Origin of the sequence: Coleofasciculus sp. A1-SPW-01 (genome assembly GCF_040217205.1) — a bacterium.
Taxonomy (GTDB): Bacteria; Cyanobacteriota; Cyanobacteriia; order Cyanobacteriales; family Coleofasciculaceae; genus Coleofasciculus; species Coleofasciculus chthonoplastes_A.
Genome location: NZ_JAVJNP010000142.1, coordinates 1 through 15881 on the forward strand (window position 1 = coordinate 1; position 15881 = coordinate 15881).

16 protein-coding genes and 1 pseudogene are annotated in these 15881 nt (G+C 46.6%); 10 read left to right on the top strand and 7 right to left on the bottom strand.

Annotated elements, in window-relative coordinates; genetic code table 11:
- Window positions 1–128 (top strand): annotated as a pseudogene (locus RH949_RS21690) (IS630 family transposase); the annotation flags it as partial.
- 18 nt (window positions 129–146) lie between these two features.
- On the opposite strand, the gene RH949_RS21695 reads toward RH949_RS21690, so the two are convergent.
- The 3 genes from RH949_RS21695 to RH949_RS21705 form a co-directional block, all read right to left on the bottom strand.
- Window positions 147–977 (bottom strand): ABC transporter permease, encoded by an 831-nt coding sequence (locus RH949_RS21695; RefSeq protein WP_446356057.1) that lies wholly within the window; start codon window positions 975–977, stop codon window positions 147–149.
- Between the two features lie 322 nt (window positions 978–1299).
- Window positions 1300–2061, bottom strand: coding sequence for a 3-oxoacyl-[acyl-carrier-protein] reductase (fabG, locus tag RH949_RS21700; protein WP_446356059.1), 762 nt, complete (start codon window positions 2059–2061; stop codon window positions 1300–1302).
- 59 nt (window positions 2062–2120) lie between these two features.
- Window positions 2121–3491: an RNA-guided endonuclease InsQ/TnpB family protein gene (locus RH949_RS21705; protein WP_446356061.1), complete on the bottom strand. Its 1371-nt coding sequence runs from the start codon at window positions 3489–3491 to the stop codon at window positions 2121–2123.
- Window positions 3492–3673: 182 nt separating this feature from the next.
- Between RH949_RS21705 and trxA the strand changes: the two genes are divergently transcribed.
- On the top strand, window positions 3674–3991 hold the full coding sequence (trxA, locus tag RH949_RS21710; protein WP_006101457.1) for a thioredoxin: 318 nt from the start codon (window positions 3674–3676) through the stop codon (window positions 3989–3991).
- A 70-nt stretch (window positions 3992–4061) separates the two neighbouring features.
- Here trxA and psb29 read toward each other — a convergent pair whose 3' ends face one another.
- Window positions 4062–4790, bottom strand: a complete 729-nt coding sequence (gene psb29 / locus RH949_RS21715) for a photosystem II biogenesis protein Psp29 (protein WP_446356063.1) — start codon at window positions 4788–4790, stop codon at window positions 4062–4064.
- A 478-nt stretch (window positions 4791–5268) separates the two neighbouring features.
- Between psb29 and RH949_RS21720 the strand changes: the two genes are divergently transcribed.
- Window positions 5269–5778, top strand: a complete 510-nt coding sequence (locus RH949_RS21720) for a CpcT/CpeT family chromophore lyase (RefSeq protein ID WP_446356136.1) — start codon at window positions 5269–5271, stop codon at window positions 5776–5778.
- Window positions 5779–5877: 99 nt separating this feature from the next.
- Here RH949_RS21720 and RH949_RS21725 read toward each other — a convergent pair whose 3' ends face one another.
- The 3 genes from RH949_RS21725 to RH949_RS21735 form a co-directional block, all read right to left on the bottom strand.
- A complete protein-coding gene (locus RH949_RS21725) occupies window positions 5878–6246 on the bottom strand; it encodes an STAS domain-containing protein (RefSeq protein ID WP_006101536.1) in 369 nt (122 codons plus the stop codon).
- Window positions 6247–6657: 411 nt separating this feature from the next.
- Entirely contained in the window at window positions 6658–7686 is a 1029-nt protein-coding gene (gene hemF, locus RH949_RS21730; protein ID WP_446356065.1) for an oxygen-dependent coproporphyrinogen oxidase, read from the bottom strand.
- A gap of 290 nt (window positions 7687–7976) precedes the next feature.
- A complete protein-coding gene (locus RH949_RS21735; RefSeq protein WP_006101357.1) occupies window positions 7977–9269 on the bottom strand; it encodes an RNA-guided endonuclease InsQ/TnpB family protein in 1293 nt (430 codons plus the stop codon).
- Between the two features lie 194 nt (window positions 9270–9463).
- Here RH949_RS21735 and RH949_RS21740 point away from each other — a divergent pair, with 194 nt between their 5' ends.
- The 7 genes from RH949_RS21740 (at window position 9464) to RH949_RS21770 (ending at window position 15840) form a co-directional block, all read left to right on the top strand.
- On the top strand, window positions 9464–9946 hold the full coding sequence (locus tag RH949_RS21740) for a hypothetical protein (protein ID WP_006101428.1): 483 nt from the start codon (window positions 9464–9466) through the stop codon (window positions 9944–9946).
- A gap of 310 nt (window positions 9947–10256) precedes the next feature.
- Window positions 10257–11324 carry an Mrp/NBP35 family ATP-binding protein gene (locus RH949_RS21745; protein WP_446356068.1) on the top strand — a complete coding sequence of 356 codons (1068 nt, stop codon included), beginning with the start codon at window positions 10257–10259 and terminating at the stop codon, window positions 11322–11324.
- Window positions 11325–11535: 211 nt separating this feature from the next.
- Entirely contained in the window at window positions 11536–12795 is a 1260-nt protein-coding gene (rodA, locus tag RH949_RS21750; protein WP_006101481.1) for a rod shape-determining protein RodA, read from the top strand.
- 200 nt (window positions 12796–12995) lie between these two features.
- Window positions 12996–13181 carry an NAD(P)H dehydrogenase subunit NdhS gene (locus RH949_RS21755; RefSeq protein ID WP_446356070.1) on the top strand — a complete coding sequence of 62 codons (186 nt, stop codon included), beginning with the start codon at window positions 12996–12998 and terminating at the stop codon, window positions 13179–13181.
- 220 nt (window positions 13182–13401) lie between these two features.
- On the top strand, window positions 13402–14070 hold the full coding sequence (locus RH949_RS21760; RefSeq protein ID WP_446356072.1) for an HAS-barrel domain-containing protein: 669 nt from the start codon (window positions 13402–13404) through the stop codon (window positions 14068–14070).
- Between the two features lie 173 nt (window positions 14071–14243).
- Window positions 14244–15320: a hypothetical protein gene (locus RH949_RS21765; protein WP_006101342.1), complete on the top strand. Its 1077-nt coding sequence runs from the start codon at window positions 14244–14246 to the stop codon at window positions 15318–15320.
- Window positions 15321–15468: 148 nt separating this feature from the next.
- On the top strand, window positions 15469–15840 hold the full coding sequence (locus tag RH949_RS21770) for a hypothetical protein (RefSeq protein WP_006101478.1): 372 nt from the start codon (window positions 15469–15471) through the stop codon (window positions 15838–15840).
- Window positions 15841–15881: the final 41 nt, after the last annotated feature.

Below are 15881 nucleotides of genomic sequence, written 5' to 3' on the forward strand. Positions count from 1 at the left end.
TTAGACAATTTTATCATCTTTGCAGCTCTTTTAAAATAGTTAAGTGGTTATTTAAGTTTTTTGCTGATGGTCAAATATTCGATTTTCCCAAAATATTTCAGTATGGAAAATTGCCACAATCTATTTAGGATTGCTATATATATAATTTAAATCACGTCTGCAAACGTCCGCTCCACCTTTCGGAAATACCAAATCCCACTGGCAAACAACAGCGCCACTAAACCCAGCGACAACGTAAACCCTGGCAAATACAGTTTCGACTCACCCCCCAAAATCGCCCAGCGGAAGCCATCAATTACCCCCACCATCGGGTTGAGTGAATAAATAAACCGCCATTCTTCTGGCACTAAACTGCTACTAAACCCTACTGGGGAAATATACAGCCCAAACTGCACGATAAACGGCACAATATAGCGAAAATCCCGATACTTCACATTCAGTGACGCTAACCACAACCCCACTCCCATCGACGCCATAAACGCAATGCCAATAAACAACGGTAGCGTCATAATCCGCCAACTGGGTACGAAATCATACCATGCCATCAACCCCAGCAAAATTATCCCCGAAATCATAAAATCGACGAAACTGACGATTACTGCACTCGTTGGCACGATTAAGCGGGGAAAATACACCTTAGAAATTAAATTGGCATTAGTAATTAAACTATTACTACATTCAGAAAGGGAGTTAGCAAAAAACTGCCAGGGTAACATCGCTGCAAACACCAAAATTGGATAGGGCGCACCTGCTTCCGATGGCAACTTGGCAATTTTGCTAAACACCACGGTAAACACCACCATGGTCAGAAATGGTCGAATCAGCGCCCAAGCGATGCCAATAATTGTCTGCTTATAGCGCACCAGAATATCCCGCCACGCTAGGAAATAAAACAACTCCCGATAACGCCACAAGTCTTTCCAATACTGCTGTTCCGTGCGACCCGCTTCAATGACTAACTCGGTTGGTTGAACCATTGCGATTAAAGTGCTGAATGTGTTCCATGGTTACAGCTATCTGTCGCTAAACTCCGTAAACATATTCACATCCTGTTGACCTGATCCGGATAAAATTGCTCAAATTGAGTCTTGCCGCACGGGTAATAAATCCCTAGTTACCAGGAGGTGGGCAAGAGCAACCAACGATAATATAAGCCTTTCCTTTGTTTATAGCTCTTGCCCACCCTACAGAAAATCGTCTTATTGAGACTGAGTAAGATGTGAGTCAAACCCTCGGTTTGTAGTCAGCGATATCAGCGTTTATAGCGATGACAGCGCAACTACGAACCTACAGCATTGTTCACGCCATCACCATACCGCCATCAACGTTGAACACCTGCCCGGTAATATAAGCAGCAGCCGGATCAGCGGCTAAAAATCGCACCATGCCTGCAATTTCCTCTGGCTTGCCATAGCGACCTAGAGGAATATATTTGATAATATCCTCCGATTTAATATCTTTGGTCATATCGGTTTCAATAAATCCGGGTGCCACGGCATTCACGGTAATCCCACGAGACGCTAATTCCTTCGCCACGGTTTTAGTAAACCCAATCACTCCGGCTTTGGCGGCGCTATAATTTGCCTGACCGGGATTGCCCATTTGTCCCGCAACAGAGGCAATATTAATAATCCGACCCGATTTTTGCTTGAGCATAATTTTACTGGCTGCCCGAGTACAGAAAAAGACTCCCGTCAGATTCAGGTCAATTACCGCCTGCCAATCGTCGGGTTTCATCCGCACCAAGAGGGTGTCACGGGTAATCCCAGCATTATTCACCAGTACGTCTAGGCGACCAAATTTGTCTTTCGTTTCCTTGACGAGAGTCTCAACCTCGTCCAGTTTCGAGACATCTGCCTGAAGCGCGATCGCATCTCCCCCGGCTTCGGTAATTTTGGCGACAACCTCATCAGCAGCCCCACTGGAACTGGCGTAGTTAACCACCACCTTCGCCCCCTCTGCGGCTAATGCAAATGCCACAGCGCGACCAATTCCCCGCGACGCCCCAGTTATAATCGCCACGCGATCGCGGAGTTGGGCAGATGTCTGTGATGTTTCCATAAAAAATCTCTCTCTCCATTAACTGAAGTCAGCTCTTAGCATTTTGCAGTGACATCCTCCTACACTGACCCTATAGGTATAGTGTAAGCTTCCTTTGTCGCCGTCTTACGAGGGCGCCTCCGGCGTTTTCTAGTTGGGAATATGCCCAGCCCAACTCTCTTGATATTGATCGCCGCATTCCAATCTCTATCCAATACAAATCCACATAAACATTCGTGGATTCTAACTGATAAATCTTTTTGGTGGTAGCGGTTACAACAAGAGCATACTTGGCTTGTGTCATGGGGTTTTACCTTCACCACTGTCTTACCAGCTTTCGCAGCTTTGTAAACAAGAATTGACAGGAATTGACCCCAGCCAGCATCATTAATTGATTTATTTAAACCTGACTTTGCACTCTGCCCATTTGGTATATACCTTCCTTGTTCATCCTGTTTTGGTCTATTTTTTCGGGATAGATTCCCTGGTTTGATATCCTCTACAAAGAACACTTTTTCATCCCGGTAACCCAAGCGCGTCGCCGATTCATAATGGAATTGCTTTCGCTGTCTCGCCAGCTTTTGGTGATGCTTGGATATCTTTTTGGCAAGTTTCCGCCGTGGCGCCGACTTATGCGGCTTTCCATCCTTACGTTTGGCAAGCCGCGCCAGCTTCTGTTCACTTCGGCGGTAATGCTGAACAATCGGCTCGACTTCCCCATCCGATGCTGTCCAGAATTTTTCGAGTCCTACGTCCAATCCAAGGGAATTCTCCTCTGTTGCTTCTATCTCTGGTAACTTCAAATTGGGAACGCTTTTGTCTTCCAACGTCAAACACACGTACCAGCCATCTGCCCGACGCGAGATCAGCGCCGCCTTAATCGTAAACCCGTCTGGGATTGGACGATGGTAGATCACTTTTACCTGACCCACTTTGGGTAAGTTGATATAGGCAATATCCCGCCGATGTTCCCCGTTCTTGCGCCGATACGGGTTAACAATCACACTCAGGCAATCTGACTTCAATTGCGGCATACAAAACGTCCGGTATCGCCGCACTGATTTAAACCGAGGTTTGCCGCTCCGTTTCCCTTTTAAATCCCCCTTGATGTACCGATTAAACGTATCTTCTACCCGTTTAATCGCCTCCTGAATAACTTGGGAGTGGATTCCTTTATATAGTTTGCAGTGGGACTCCCGCGACCAATGGTTTGCTCGTTTTTGTGAATAGTATGAAGGTGGGTCTTTCAGTTCCGGTAAATGAGTGACGAAAATTGGGCAAGCATTGACAGGTGAGCGATTGCACGCCCACCATTTAAACCGTTCTGAAAGCATCAAATTGTGGATATGACATAGTTTGTATAGCCATTCCTTTAGCTGGCTTAACTGTTGCTTGTTTGGCACAATCCGATACTGATAGTTCAGTTTAAATGTATCTTTGCTTCGCTTCAATTCTTGTTACCTCCTTTGTGGTAGTTATTATACTATGCTTGTGGCAAGTATTCAGTACAAAAAGGAAACAAGTTTACTCTCGCTGTCGATTCATCTCACGCTCTATCGAAGATTAGAGCACGAGATGAATCGCCAGATAAGCTAAAATCGAGCCAAACCACCAATCACCATGATGTTTTGTTATGGCAGTTAAAAAACAGTTTGCCAGTTTTCAGGAACTCCTCTCTGGATCGGATGTACCCGTGTTGGTCGATTTTTACGCGACCTGGTGTGGTCCATGTCAGATGATAGCACCGACCCTAGAGCAAGTTGGTCTTCAGCTCAAGGGTAAGCTACAAGTGGTCAAAATTGATACAGACAAATACCCCCAGATTGCCTCTGAGCATCATATTGAAGCCCTGCCCACCCTGATACTCTTTAAGGATGGCAAAGCAGTGGAACGGATTGAGGGGGTTGTCTCCGACAAGCAACTTATGGAACGACTAAAACCTTTACTTTGAACAACCACAGAGACGTTCCGCCGGAACGTCTCTACCCAGGCAGAACTTGATCAATATCCCTTGATCAACTTCAGGATGCTGTCGTCGATTCTGGGGAATCACTGGGCGGAGTCGTGGCTTTATTCTTTTTCTCCTGTTCCCGTTGTTCTCGTTTTTTGCGATCGGCTTTGATCGCGTCTTCAATGGCAATCTGGGCTTGAGCCATTTTTTCCAGGTTGCTGCGATACAACTCCAAGTCTTTCTGTAATTTCTCTTGGGGAAGATGCAAAGATTGACCGATTCGCTGGAGCATTTCCATCGACTGTTTCGCGTCTTGAACTAGCTCCGGTTCTGCCTGTTCCAGAAGGGTATACAAGCCAATGGCAAACAGACGAGAGTATTTAAACTTAGGATTATCTGCGATCGCGGCAACCGTTGTATGAATATCCTCAGCACCCTCTAAAGGTGTTGGTGAACCAAACCAGTCAACCAGTTCTTGCGCCGATAAACGCCCGACTGCGGCTTTCAGTTTTTCAGCATCATCCTGATACTGTTGCGGATTACCTCCCACCGCCTGACAAAGGGCGTTAAAAATGGATTCTTTATCCCGTTCCGGTCGATAGCCTTGCATGAAGCGGTTAAAGGAGGCGACCACACCTAAAACATAGATGGGATCATACTTAAAATCCACATTGACCGCCAGCAAATGCATCTCGACCATCAATTCTTCTACCACCCGTCGGTAAATCGAGTTGATTGGACGGGTGTGATAGTTATAAAAATCTCGTTTCGTATCCGAGACGGTGCGAACGTTACTCACAGAGCAAAATATAAAGGATATTTTTTACCATTGTCTCGCTTGAGTTTCACCCTAGGGGATAGAGTCTCAATCGAGTCATTCCTTCCATCTTACCAGTTTATTTCCACCAGCCCACTTAGTATAATGTCTCTTGGCTTGATCTAACTCAATTTAGCTGTTCCGGCAAGAAGCCCCGCCCCATAATCTCTGATGTGGGGACGGGATGAATTGCCAGTCACCCTGGTAAAATTTTGGACGTAGGTTAAGCAAACCAAGAGCGAAAGCCGCCTACAAATTGAACCGGGACAACTGAAAGTATGGGGTTTTACAGGGAATTGTGCAATCATCGCCAGCCTCTTGTATGTAAAACTTTCAAGGAACACAGGTAGAGCGAGAATTTTCTCTACTCCTTCTCCGGTGGGGCAGCACGGGGAAGTAAAGCCAAAGCTCGTGAAATGTCCTATGCAATAGCAGGAGTCAACGAGAAGCCCGCGCTATAATCTTTGATTTAGCGACGGGAGCTGTCACCGACGATAGCCTCACCCTCTTTGCCGAACAAGCACCGATTACTAACCTCGATCGCCCCTACCGTCAACGGATTCTGCGGCTGTATCAAAGTGACCAATCCTCCACGGGGTTACAGGTACAGTATTATCAGATCAAAAACCCAGACGCCGTTCGCGGTGCAGGTTGTCACCCCGAATTGTTGCAGCAGCTTACCCGCGAAGATATTACAGTCTTACCCGATTGTCGTCTGAACGTGCAGATGCAGCAAATCGGTTTGAATAATTATGAATTTACCACTACTTCAGCCAGCGATCGCCCTTGTCGCTTTAGTTATCAGGGCAATAATTACCAAGTCTCTCTCGGCTTTGAAGTAACAGCCGATGAATTTCGCAGCTACGATAAAGGCATCGACCCTAGTACCGGAAAAGCCACTTGGGGAGCCTTACTCGGTCCATTTCGATTTACCAAACGCCAAGACTTCGCTGGGGAACTGCTAATTTAATCGGTTGAGTTGCTGATTGGGTGGGGACTGTTCTCCTGTACAGGTTGTTTGGGAGTGAGTGAACGACCTACATCAAAACTTGGGTATGAATCCCTTTGTTCAGGTTGCCATACTCCGGGGTACACCTTCCAAAGCTTCTTGCTCCGTTTCAAAAATTTCAAACACGGAGTCCATCATCGTGACTTCAAACACCAGTTTGGCTTCGGGATGGACATTACAGATGCGAAAGCTACCTTTGACCTTATCCGCATCGCGCATACCCGCAACTAGAGAGGTTAAACCCGAACTGTCAATGAAGTTAACCTGACTGAGATTAACCACCACATGGCGGCTGAGTTTGGAAATGCATTCTTGTAATTTCAGGCGAAATTGCCAAGCTGTGGTAATGTCCAAACGTCCAATGGGCGCCAAAACAATAACTGTTGTACCATCTTTGGTCGTGTGTGTTTTTTGATCAATATGAATCATATAAAGACCTCCTTGAGCAGCAGTAGCTCCCCTTGACATCACAAGAGGAGCCATACAGGGTTTGGGTATCAATTCCGTTACTTAGGCGTTGGGTGAATTGTTGAAACAACAAGTAACTTAATCGGGCAACCTACGCTACTTAATCCATTACAAAAGACTTACCCAAAGTTCCCCAAAACTGGACATCCTTGGGAGTACAGGCTTGGTTACCAAGCCCCTACGGTTCCTGCTTCATCCTAGCAGTGATGGCACTTAACCAGTCCACAGGCTTAACATCGGGTGTAACTCACCCTAGAAAGATTGCCAGGGTGGTTTTTGCGTTAGCAATCTCTTCTGTATTGTACATATTCCCAAGTGAGGTCAGGACAAAGTGGACGCTATTTTTGTGCCAAATTTTGGTAAAGATGACTCTCAATGAGTCCAGTTTGTCCAATCTTGAGGTTTGAGGAACGTTTCGTACAGTTCAGCCTCTGGTGTATTCGGTTCGGGTTGGTAGCCATATTCCCAACGAACTAAGGGAGGGAGAGACATGAGAATCGATTCGGTACGTCCGTTCGTTTGCAAGCCAAAGATCGTTCCTCGGTCATACACCAAGTTAAACTCGACATACCGACCCCGGCGATAAAGCTGGAAATTGCGTTCGCGATCGCCATAGTTCATATCCCGCCGCCGCTCAACAATTGGCACATAAGCAGGCAAAAACGAATGACCGCACTCCTGAACCCAGGCAAACAGTTGTTCCCAGGTTCGGGGTTCTACCGCCCCCAGTTCCTTGCTGTAGATGGCTGCTGCTTTTTCTGGGTGGGGACCTTTATACAATTCCCCGGTTCCGTCTTGATAGTCAAAAAACAGTCCGCCAACGCCTCGTGTTTCTTGACGGTGTTTGAGATAGAAATATTCATCACACCAGCGCTTGAATACGGGATAGTACTCGGAGTGATGATTGTCACAAGCGGTTTTTAGGGTTTTATGGAAATGAGCCGCATCTTCGGCAAAGGGGTAGTATGGCGTTAAATCGGCTCCTCCACCAAACCACCAAACGGGTCCTGCCTCAAAGTAACGATAATTTAAGTGAACCGTGGGAATATAAGGACTGCGCGGATGTAGCACCATAGATGTACCCGTGGCATAGAAGCCATGACCTGCGGCTTCTGGACGTTGGGTTAAAATCGAGGGCGGAAGTTGAGTCCCCCATACTTCAGAAAAATTAACACCCCCCTGTTCAAAGACAGCACCATCCCGGATTACACGAGAACGACCCCCGCCTCCTTCTTCCCGCTGCCAAGAATCTTCCTGGAACTGACCCGCACCATCAAGCTGTGCCAAGGACTCACAAATAGTGTCTTGGATCTGTTGCATGAACTGCTTCACTCTATCCCTAGAGTCAGTGGCAGGTAAGGAACGATTAGGATTGGTGGTCGGTGTATGAGCTGCGGTCATAATTTCAATAGTAAATACAGTATTACCTAAACCAGAAGGCTATGGTTAGGCATTTTAAGGGTTCCAGGCTCTATTTTAAAGGTTTATGGTGTCAACTATGCCAACTAATTGCTAAGTAGTCGGACAAAGCTCAGCTCCCTACCCCCACCGCCAAACTTATTCAGCAGACCCTACTTAATCGTTGGGTGCGATCGCCAATAGGGTCGATGGCGTAGCAATACCGTGTCTTGCCGAATTAAGGTGACATCCTCCCACACCAAATTGGAAATTATGGTGTGGGTTTCCCCAAATCACTTTGAGGATTTCCTGGTTACTCCCCTTCGACTACGCGGTAGCTGAGCCTGTCGAAGCTCAGGGGATTGCGCCACTTGCCTAGGTTGGTTTTCACCAACCCCCGGTAGATCGACTGCACAGGCAGTTTCCTTTTCCGCTAGCCCAGCGGTACCAATTAACTCTATTCCTCGGTTTCTGATTACCTGACCACTGGCAACATCCCTATCGGTTTTGTAACCGCAGTGAGGGCAATCATGTACCCGAACACTCAGGTCTTTTTTGACTTCACCTTTACATTCAGGACACTCCTGAGAAGTGCCTCTGGCATCAACAACACCAAAAAACTTTCCACGCTTCCAACACACATATTGGGTAATGGTACGGAATTGACCAAACCCCCCATCAAGCATCTGCTTACCTAACATCCCTTTGGCGCTAACTCTATAGTCTAAATCTTCCATGAAAACCATATCGCCAGCGTCGCAAAGGGCGTGAGCTTGCTTGAAGTGAAAGTCTTTCCTGATGTTGTCAATGTGGTGGTGAAGTCTGGCTACCTTGAGTCGTTGCTTCTCATGGTTTTTTGACCGCTTCTGTTTCCTAGACAGCCTGCGTTGCAGCAATCTCAGCTTGCTTTGCAGCTTCTTAAGAAATTTAGGCGGCTTGACAACAACTCCATCGCTGGTCGCCAAAAACTTCTCTAGCCCTATGTCTACCCCAATTGGGTGTCCATGAGGTTTTGGATCAGGGACACTGACATTACACTGGATGTTGATTGATGCATACCATTTATCAGCTTTACATAAGATTCGCACCTGTTTAACCGTAAAGCCAGATGGAATAGGGCGGTGCAGGTTGATTGGGATTGTCCCCAATTTTGGCAGTTTGACATGGAGGTTCGTTACTGGATTCTCCTTGAACTGAGGGAATAGCAACGACTTAAACTGCCCAACCTTCTTAAACCTAGGAAAGCCAAACCCGCGAGATTTGAAGTAGTCCCAACCTTTATGCAGTTGCTTTATTGTCTGCTGAAGGACTTGAGAGGGAACTTCCTTTAACTTGGGGAATTCCTTCTTAGCTTTCGGCAAATTGTTAAGCTGCCTCACTTCACCGGGAAATGGGGTTTCTGCTGGGATGATGTACTCATGCACCCGGGAACATCTATCAATCAAACATTTGCGACTATTGCACCAATCCTTTATCTCCCCCAGTGCATAGTTGTAAGCACGGCGGCAAATTTCCATCCACTCAATCAATCGTTGTTCTTGAGCGGCATCTGGATAGATTCGGTAACGATAGTTAAATGTCAGCATACTCCTATTATAAAGCATTTACCAGTCAAATGTGTAGCTTTAAATGTCAATTTAGAGTAACATTGAGTCACCTAAATTGACCTTGGGGAGTCGTGTTCGAGAGCGCTGAATCTTATGTTACAGCGTGGGTCTTACGACTCCCCAAACCCCTGCTAAGATAAACAATGCTGAAGCGTCGCGATAGGAGGCGTGTTGTGATCCTAAATTTTTCCTTTAAGCTAATCGCAGGTCAAGAGGGGCTTTGGTGCAAATTTTCCCTCTTTCGGACTTATCGCGCCCTCAGTAATGCTCCGGTGGACGTTCTTTGGCAAAAATTAATCAATTTGGCAGATGTCTCCTGGAATCCTTTGCTCTGTAGTACGAATGCACCGATAGGCTTAATCCCGAAACCTGGCTTGATTTACCAGGTAGTGACACGCTTGATTCCGATTCCGGTGCGAGTGTTTGTCGAACGGGTATTACCGGGTGAATTAATTAGCGTCCGGATGCTGGCAATTCCGGGGGTGGAAAATCGAGTGACATATCGGGTGGAGTCAGGCTTGTGCGGAACGTATGTCTCCTTTTCGGTGACAATGCGGGGATGGCTATCTCCCTTACTATGGTGGTTTATTCGCCCCTATGCTGCCCGTGTCGCGGCTGAATTAGCTCAAGCGGCAGAACAGGGCGTGGTTGTTTAGAGCAAGCTGAGGGAGCTGGGGAAGCTGGGGAAGATGGGAGACAAAATTTCTATAACCCATTACCCTATTGCATAAGACACACCGAGCGAAGTCGAGGTGTTGCCTATTGCCTATTGCCTATTGCCTATTGCCTATTGCCTATTGCCTATTGCCTATTGCCTATTGCCTATTGCCTATTGCCTGTTCCCTGTTCCCTGTTCCCTGTTCCCTGACAAATGATAAATAACGAATGAGCAATCAGCCGTAACCTATTAAGATTAATGAAGATATTTGTCCCGGCACATTGTCACCCTAGGAATTTGTCCTGATTATGGTTGATACCCATTCAGTTTTAGACGTACTACGCCCCGTGCAAGACCCTGAACTCCAAAAGAGTTTGGTGGAATTGAATATGATCCGCAACGTGAAAATCGACGGCGGGACGGTTAGCTTTACACTGGTGTTAACCACACCAGCCTGTCCGTTGCGAGAGTTTATTGTGGAGGATTGCCAAAAGGCGGTGAAGCAGCTTCCGGATGTGGAAGAGGTTGTGGTGGATGTGACAGCAGAGACACCGCAGCAGCAATCGTTACCCGATCGCCAAGGGATTGATGGCGTGAAAAATCTAGTCGCGATTTCCAGTGGGAAGGGCGGTGTGGGCAAAAGTACCGTGGCGGTGAATGTGGCAGTTGCCCTCGCCCAGACAGGGGCGAAAGTGGGTCTGATTGATGCTGATATTTATGGACCGAATACCGCCGCGATGCTGGGATTAGCGGATGCCAAGGTGATGGTGCAACAGGGTCCTCAAGGAGAGGTACTCGAACCTGCTTTTAACCATGGCATTAAATTGGTGTCGATGGCATTTCTGATTGATCCCGATCAGCCAGTGATTTGGCGCGGACCGATGTTAAATGGTATTATTCGCCAGTTTCTGTACCAGGTGAATTGGGGAGAATTGGATTATCTGATTGTGGATATGCCACCGGGAACCGGAGATGCTCAGTTGACCTTAGCCCAAGCTGTACCTATGGCTGGGGCGATTATTGTGACAACGCCTCAAAATGTAGCGCTCTTGGACTCCCGGCGCGGCTTGAAGATGTTCCAGCAATTGGGGGTTCCGGTATTGGGCATTGTTGAAAACATGAGTTATTTTATTCCACCGGATCTGCCCGATCGCCAGTATGATCTGTTTGGATCAGGAGGCGGCGAAAAAACTGCTCAGGAATTAGGGATACCCTTACTGGGATGTATTCCCCTAGAAATTAACCTGCGGCAAGGGGGCGATCGCGGCTTACCCATTGTTGTGGCTGAACCGGAGTCGGCATCAGCTCAAGCGCTGATCGCGATCGCCAAGGCGATTGCGGCAAAAGTGTCTGTTGCTGCCCTCAGCTCTAAGTGATACGGGGTTGAATGCTGGGTAAACCCGTAGGAGAAGGAGGAAAGTAACGAATTATAGGGTTAAAATATAATGCCTTATTCCCTATCCATCCTTATTTTCAACTAGCCTAGGATTTGATCAGGGATTATCCAAAATAGTTTGGAAAAATTCCTGAACAGGGCATCTTCAGAGCGCTAATTGCTAAAAACGTCAATCGCATTCCCCAACGATTATGTTCCAAAAGTCATTGTCCCGTACCCAAATGCGCTGGCTTATGTTCCTGAGCCGATGGCAGGAACTAGACTGGCAGCTATTATTTGTTACCATAAGTCTCACCTTCCTCGGTGGGGTAATGATTCGCAGCGCCGAAATGAATGAGGGGCTAACCGATTGGTGGTGGCACTGGATCATTGGGGGTATTGGTTTAACGCTGTGTCTACTTATCGCGCGATCGCGTTACGAAATCTTACTCCAATGGCATTGGATGGTTTATGGGGTGACGAATATCGCCTTGTTTGCGGTGATGATTATGGGGACGACGGCAAATGGCGCACAACGGTGGCTGAATATCCTAGGTTTTCACGTTCAACCGTCGGAATTTGCCAAAATTGGCTTGATTATCACCCTCGCCGCGATTATCCACTGGCAACCGGCTTCAACATTAAATGCGGTATTTCGCGTCTTAGCTATTGCGGCAGTTCCCTGGCTATTTGTATTTTTAGAGCCAAACTTGGGAACCTCATTGGTGTTTGGTGCGATTACGATGGGAATGCTTTATTGGGGCAATGCTAATCCCGGATGGTTAATTTTATTCGTGTCTCCCATCGTTTCCGCGATCATGTTCAATGTATTTTTGCCGGGATGGTTTGTCTGGGTAGGAGCGATGATGCTGATTGGTTGGCGGACTTTACCGTGGTCCTTCTTTGGTGGGATTGGAGCATTGGTTGCCAATGTGATTTCGGGGGGATTAGGAAACTTGTTGTGGGGATTGCTTCAAGATTATCAAAAAGACCGATTGCTTCTTTTTTTAGATCCGGATAAAGATCCCTTAGGCGGAGGATATCACTTGATTCAGTCTCGAATTGCCATTGGCGCAGGTCAACTCACGGGAAGAGGACTGCATCAGGGGACGCAAACCCAACTCCACTTTATTCCGGAACAGCACACCGACTTTATCTTTTCTGCCATTGGTGAAGAACTCGGATTTATTGGTTGTTTGCTTGTCCTATTTACTTTTTGGCTATTGTGTTTACGGTTAGTGATTATTGCCCAAAATGCTAAGGATAACTTTGGCTCACTATTGGCAATTGGTGTCCTATCGATGATTGTGTTTCAAACGGTGATCAACATCGGCATGAATATTGGTTTAGCCCCGATTACCGGGATTCCACTACCGTTGTTAAGTTATGGGCGATCGGCATTACTGGCAAATTTTTTAGCCATTGGATTAGTGGAATCGGTTGCCAATCACCGACACCGATTGAAGTTTTAGTTATGGGTCATTGGTCATTTGTCCTTATGTAAGGATAGGACTTTGGCAAATGCTCTATATGTAGGGTGTGTTAGCGTAGCGTAACGCACCTTGACTAATATATAGGGTTTAGCTGCGTAAGGTTTGAGGACAAATTAGCTAACCTATCAGCTAGCACATTATAGTAAGCTGAAGAGATAGAGATTTAGGGGTAAAAATTGATGATTCTTCCTGGCTCAATTGTGCGCGTTATCAACGGTGATGATATTTACTATAAATTTGAAGGGATAGTCCAGCGTATCGGTGATGGAAAAGCAGGTGTGCTGTTTGAAGGCGGCAACTGGGATAAAATTGTCACGTTCAATTTATCGGAACTCGAAGAAGTGAACCCTAAAGGCAAAAAATAAACAGGACTTGTAACCTGTGACCAGTTATAGCGAACAAAAATGATTCGTGAACCAGAATAGATTATTTTAAACACGGGAAAAAGACGGTTTTTATTATCTCTGTTTCCTGTTTAATCTTCTTGTCTGTTCACGTTTCATTAAATCTATCTATAAAAAAATAGCCAATACAGCAGCAGATTTTGTAACAAATGACAAATGACGAATGACAAAGGACTAAACTATGCGTCTTCCTTTACCCCAGTTTACGGCTGGAGAACGCCCTGATAATCACATTGCGGAAGTCATAGAAACAGCAACTACAGAATTTCTGGCACAATGCCTAGAGCCAGAAGATTTGAGTTTTCCTGTCATGCCACCTTTTGGCAGTTGGGTCAAATCCGTTGATGAAGAATCGGGAAATCAGGTTATGGCAGTTGTTTACCATGCCACAACTAGCCCGATTGATTCAGTTCACCGGGCTGTCGCTTTAGGATTGTCACTGGCAGAATTGCGAGAGCAACAACCGCAAATTTTTGCCATGCTGAAAACGGAGTTTCGGGCGGCGATTGTTGGGTTTATACCGCCTGGTGAGGGACATAATGGTGACCAACCCCCTAGAGGACGAGCCTATCAATATTTGCCTCCTCGTCCGCCGCAAATTCATCAAGCTGTCTATCAATGTCAACCAGACGAGATTATTTACTTTAGTGAACAATTGGATTTTTTACGCACCCTTCTCTTAGTCACTGGAGCGCCAGTGGAAGCGTTAACGGCGGCAGCGATCCGAGAAATCTATCAAATCCGTAAAGGCGATCGCGACTGGTTAGTTCAAGCAGGGCGAACCTTAAGTGTTTTACTTAAGGATGATTATGACCGTTTGCGGTATATTTTGAGTCAACTGCATTGGTAAGTAGTGGCGTGGCACAGCTAAAATGGTGGATTAGCATTGTAGGGGCGCACGTCGGTCATCCGTGTCAACTTAAGCTCAACCCCTCACCCCCAGCCCCTCTCCCACGCCGGGGAGAGGGGAGTAAGAGATTCTGGACGCTAGATTGAAAATGTCTTGACTTTTAACCGCTCCAGATGATTCATCGCATTACATTTTCGTTGCTCAGTACAGTTCTTTTGTTGTCTTGCTCAACAAACCCTCAACCCGTTTCTACTCCGGCTAATAGCCCAGACACGACAACAGTAGCAGAAACTCCTGATCAGCCATTGCCAGACACTATTAGTAATCAAGTCAAAGTTACCCTTGCCGATCGCCTGAATGTTACTGTTGATCAACTGGCAATTGGTCGCCACAGCCGCGAAACCTGGTCAGACGGCTGCTTAGGGCTGGGGGGACCGGCTGAATCATGCCTAGCCGCCCTAACAGAAGGCTGGCAAGTTGAGGTGATTGATACCCAAAGCGACAAACGCTATTTTTACCGAACCGATTTGTCGGGCGATCAGATTCGCCTATCTACCCTGGAAAACAATTTGCCGCCGTCAATCCGCGATCGCATCTTTGAAACTGCCCGATCCAGTGGATTGAAACCCTCTGAAAGTTTAGGAATTATCGATGCTGATCCCCAAACTTGGAATGGCTGCTATGGGCTTGCTGATCCCAATCAACTCTGTACTGAGATTGCTATTCTAGGCTGGCGTGCTGTCATCAGCGACGGTGTTCAATATTGGATTTATCACACCGATAACTCTGGTGATACGATTCGCCTTAATGAAACCGCCAGTAGTCGTGGTGCCGTTCCCAGGTTCATTCCCATGGTGAATCCCCGTATGCTGGGCGACGAAACAGTTTTCCAAAACACAATCAGCCACGAGTCGGGTGAGCAAGAAACATTAATGTTGGAGAATGATGAACGCTTGATTTATATTCAAGAGCGTGATGGCGAGGTGATGAATCAGGAAACTAAAACGGTTCGTCAGTCGCAAATTCAAGCGCTGTTGCGTCAGCTTGAGGCGTCCAACTTTTCCCATTTCGATGGGATTCGCTATCAGCCACCCGTGTCAGATGATGATGAAGCGCCTACGGTTACATTCACCGCCCGTTATGGCACTGTTGAGTACAGCAAGTCCAGTGTTGAAGCATTGCCCACTGAACTACAAGCGGTTATTGAAGAATGGGGTAATGTGGTTGAACAGATGGATCAGGCAGAATAATATTTAGACGTTGCTGAAGCCTTGACTTCTCCATGTTTTGAAAAACATGGATTCTGAGATGTTGTTACACGACGGGTTAAAACTACGTCGTTTCACTCTTTCTCGATTTGATAGTTTAGATTAGCGATCGCACTAACTCAGGACAACCATGACTCAATCTCAACCACCACTTCCCCAACCCCAGTTAGATCCTCAGGGGATTACTTTCGATCAGTATGCCGAATTTACGCCAGAAAAGCTAGAACTGAGCAACGGCTATTTGGGGTATGGTGGACAAGACCAAACGGGGTTTCATTTGGCGGTTTTAACCAATATGGGGCTATTAGCTGCTATCCAACACATAGGCGTGTCGCTATGGGTAGACGCCCTGAATCACTATTTGCGGCAAAGGTTGGAAGCGGTAAATGCTGAACCCGAAGTCGCTGAAGCGATGATCAATCGGTTGAATCGAGCCATAGAAGACTTGGAGGCGATCGCAGAGTATTTTGTGGAAATACAAGATAACACTCAAAGTGGTTAATATCTAACAAACTTTATGAAAAAACCATAAGAATTAGCTGC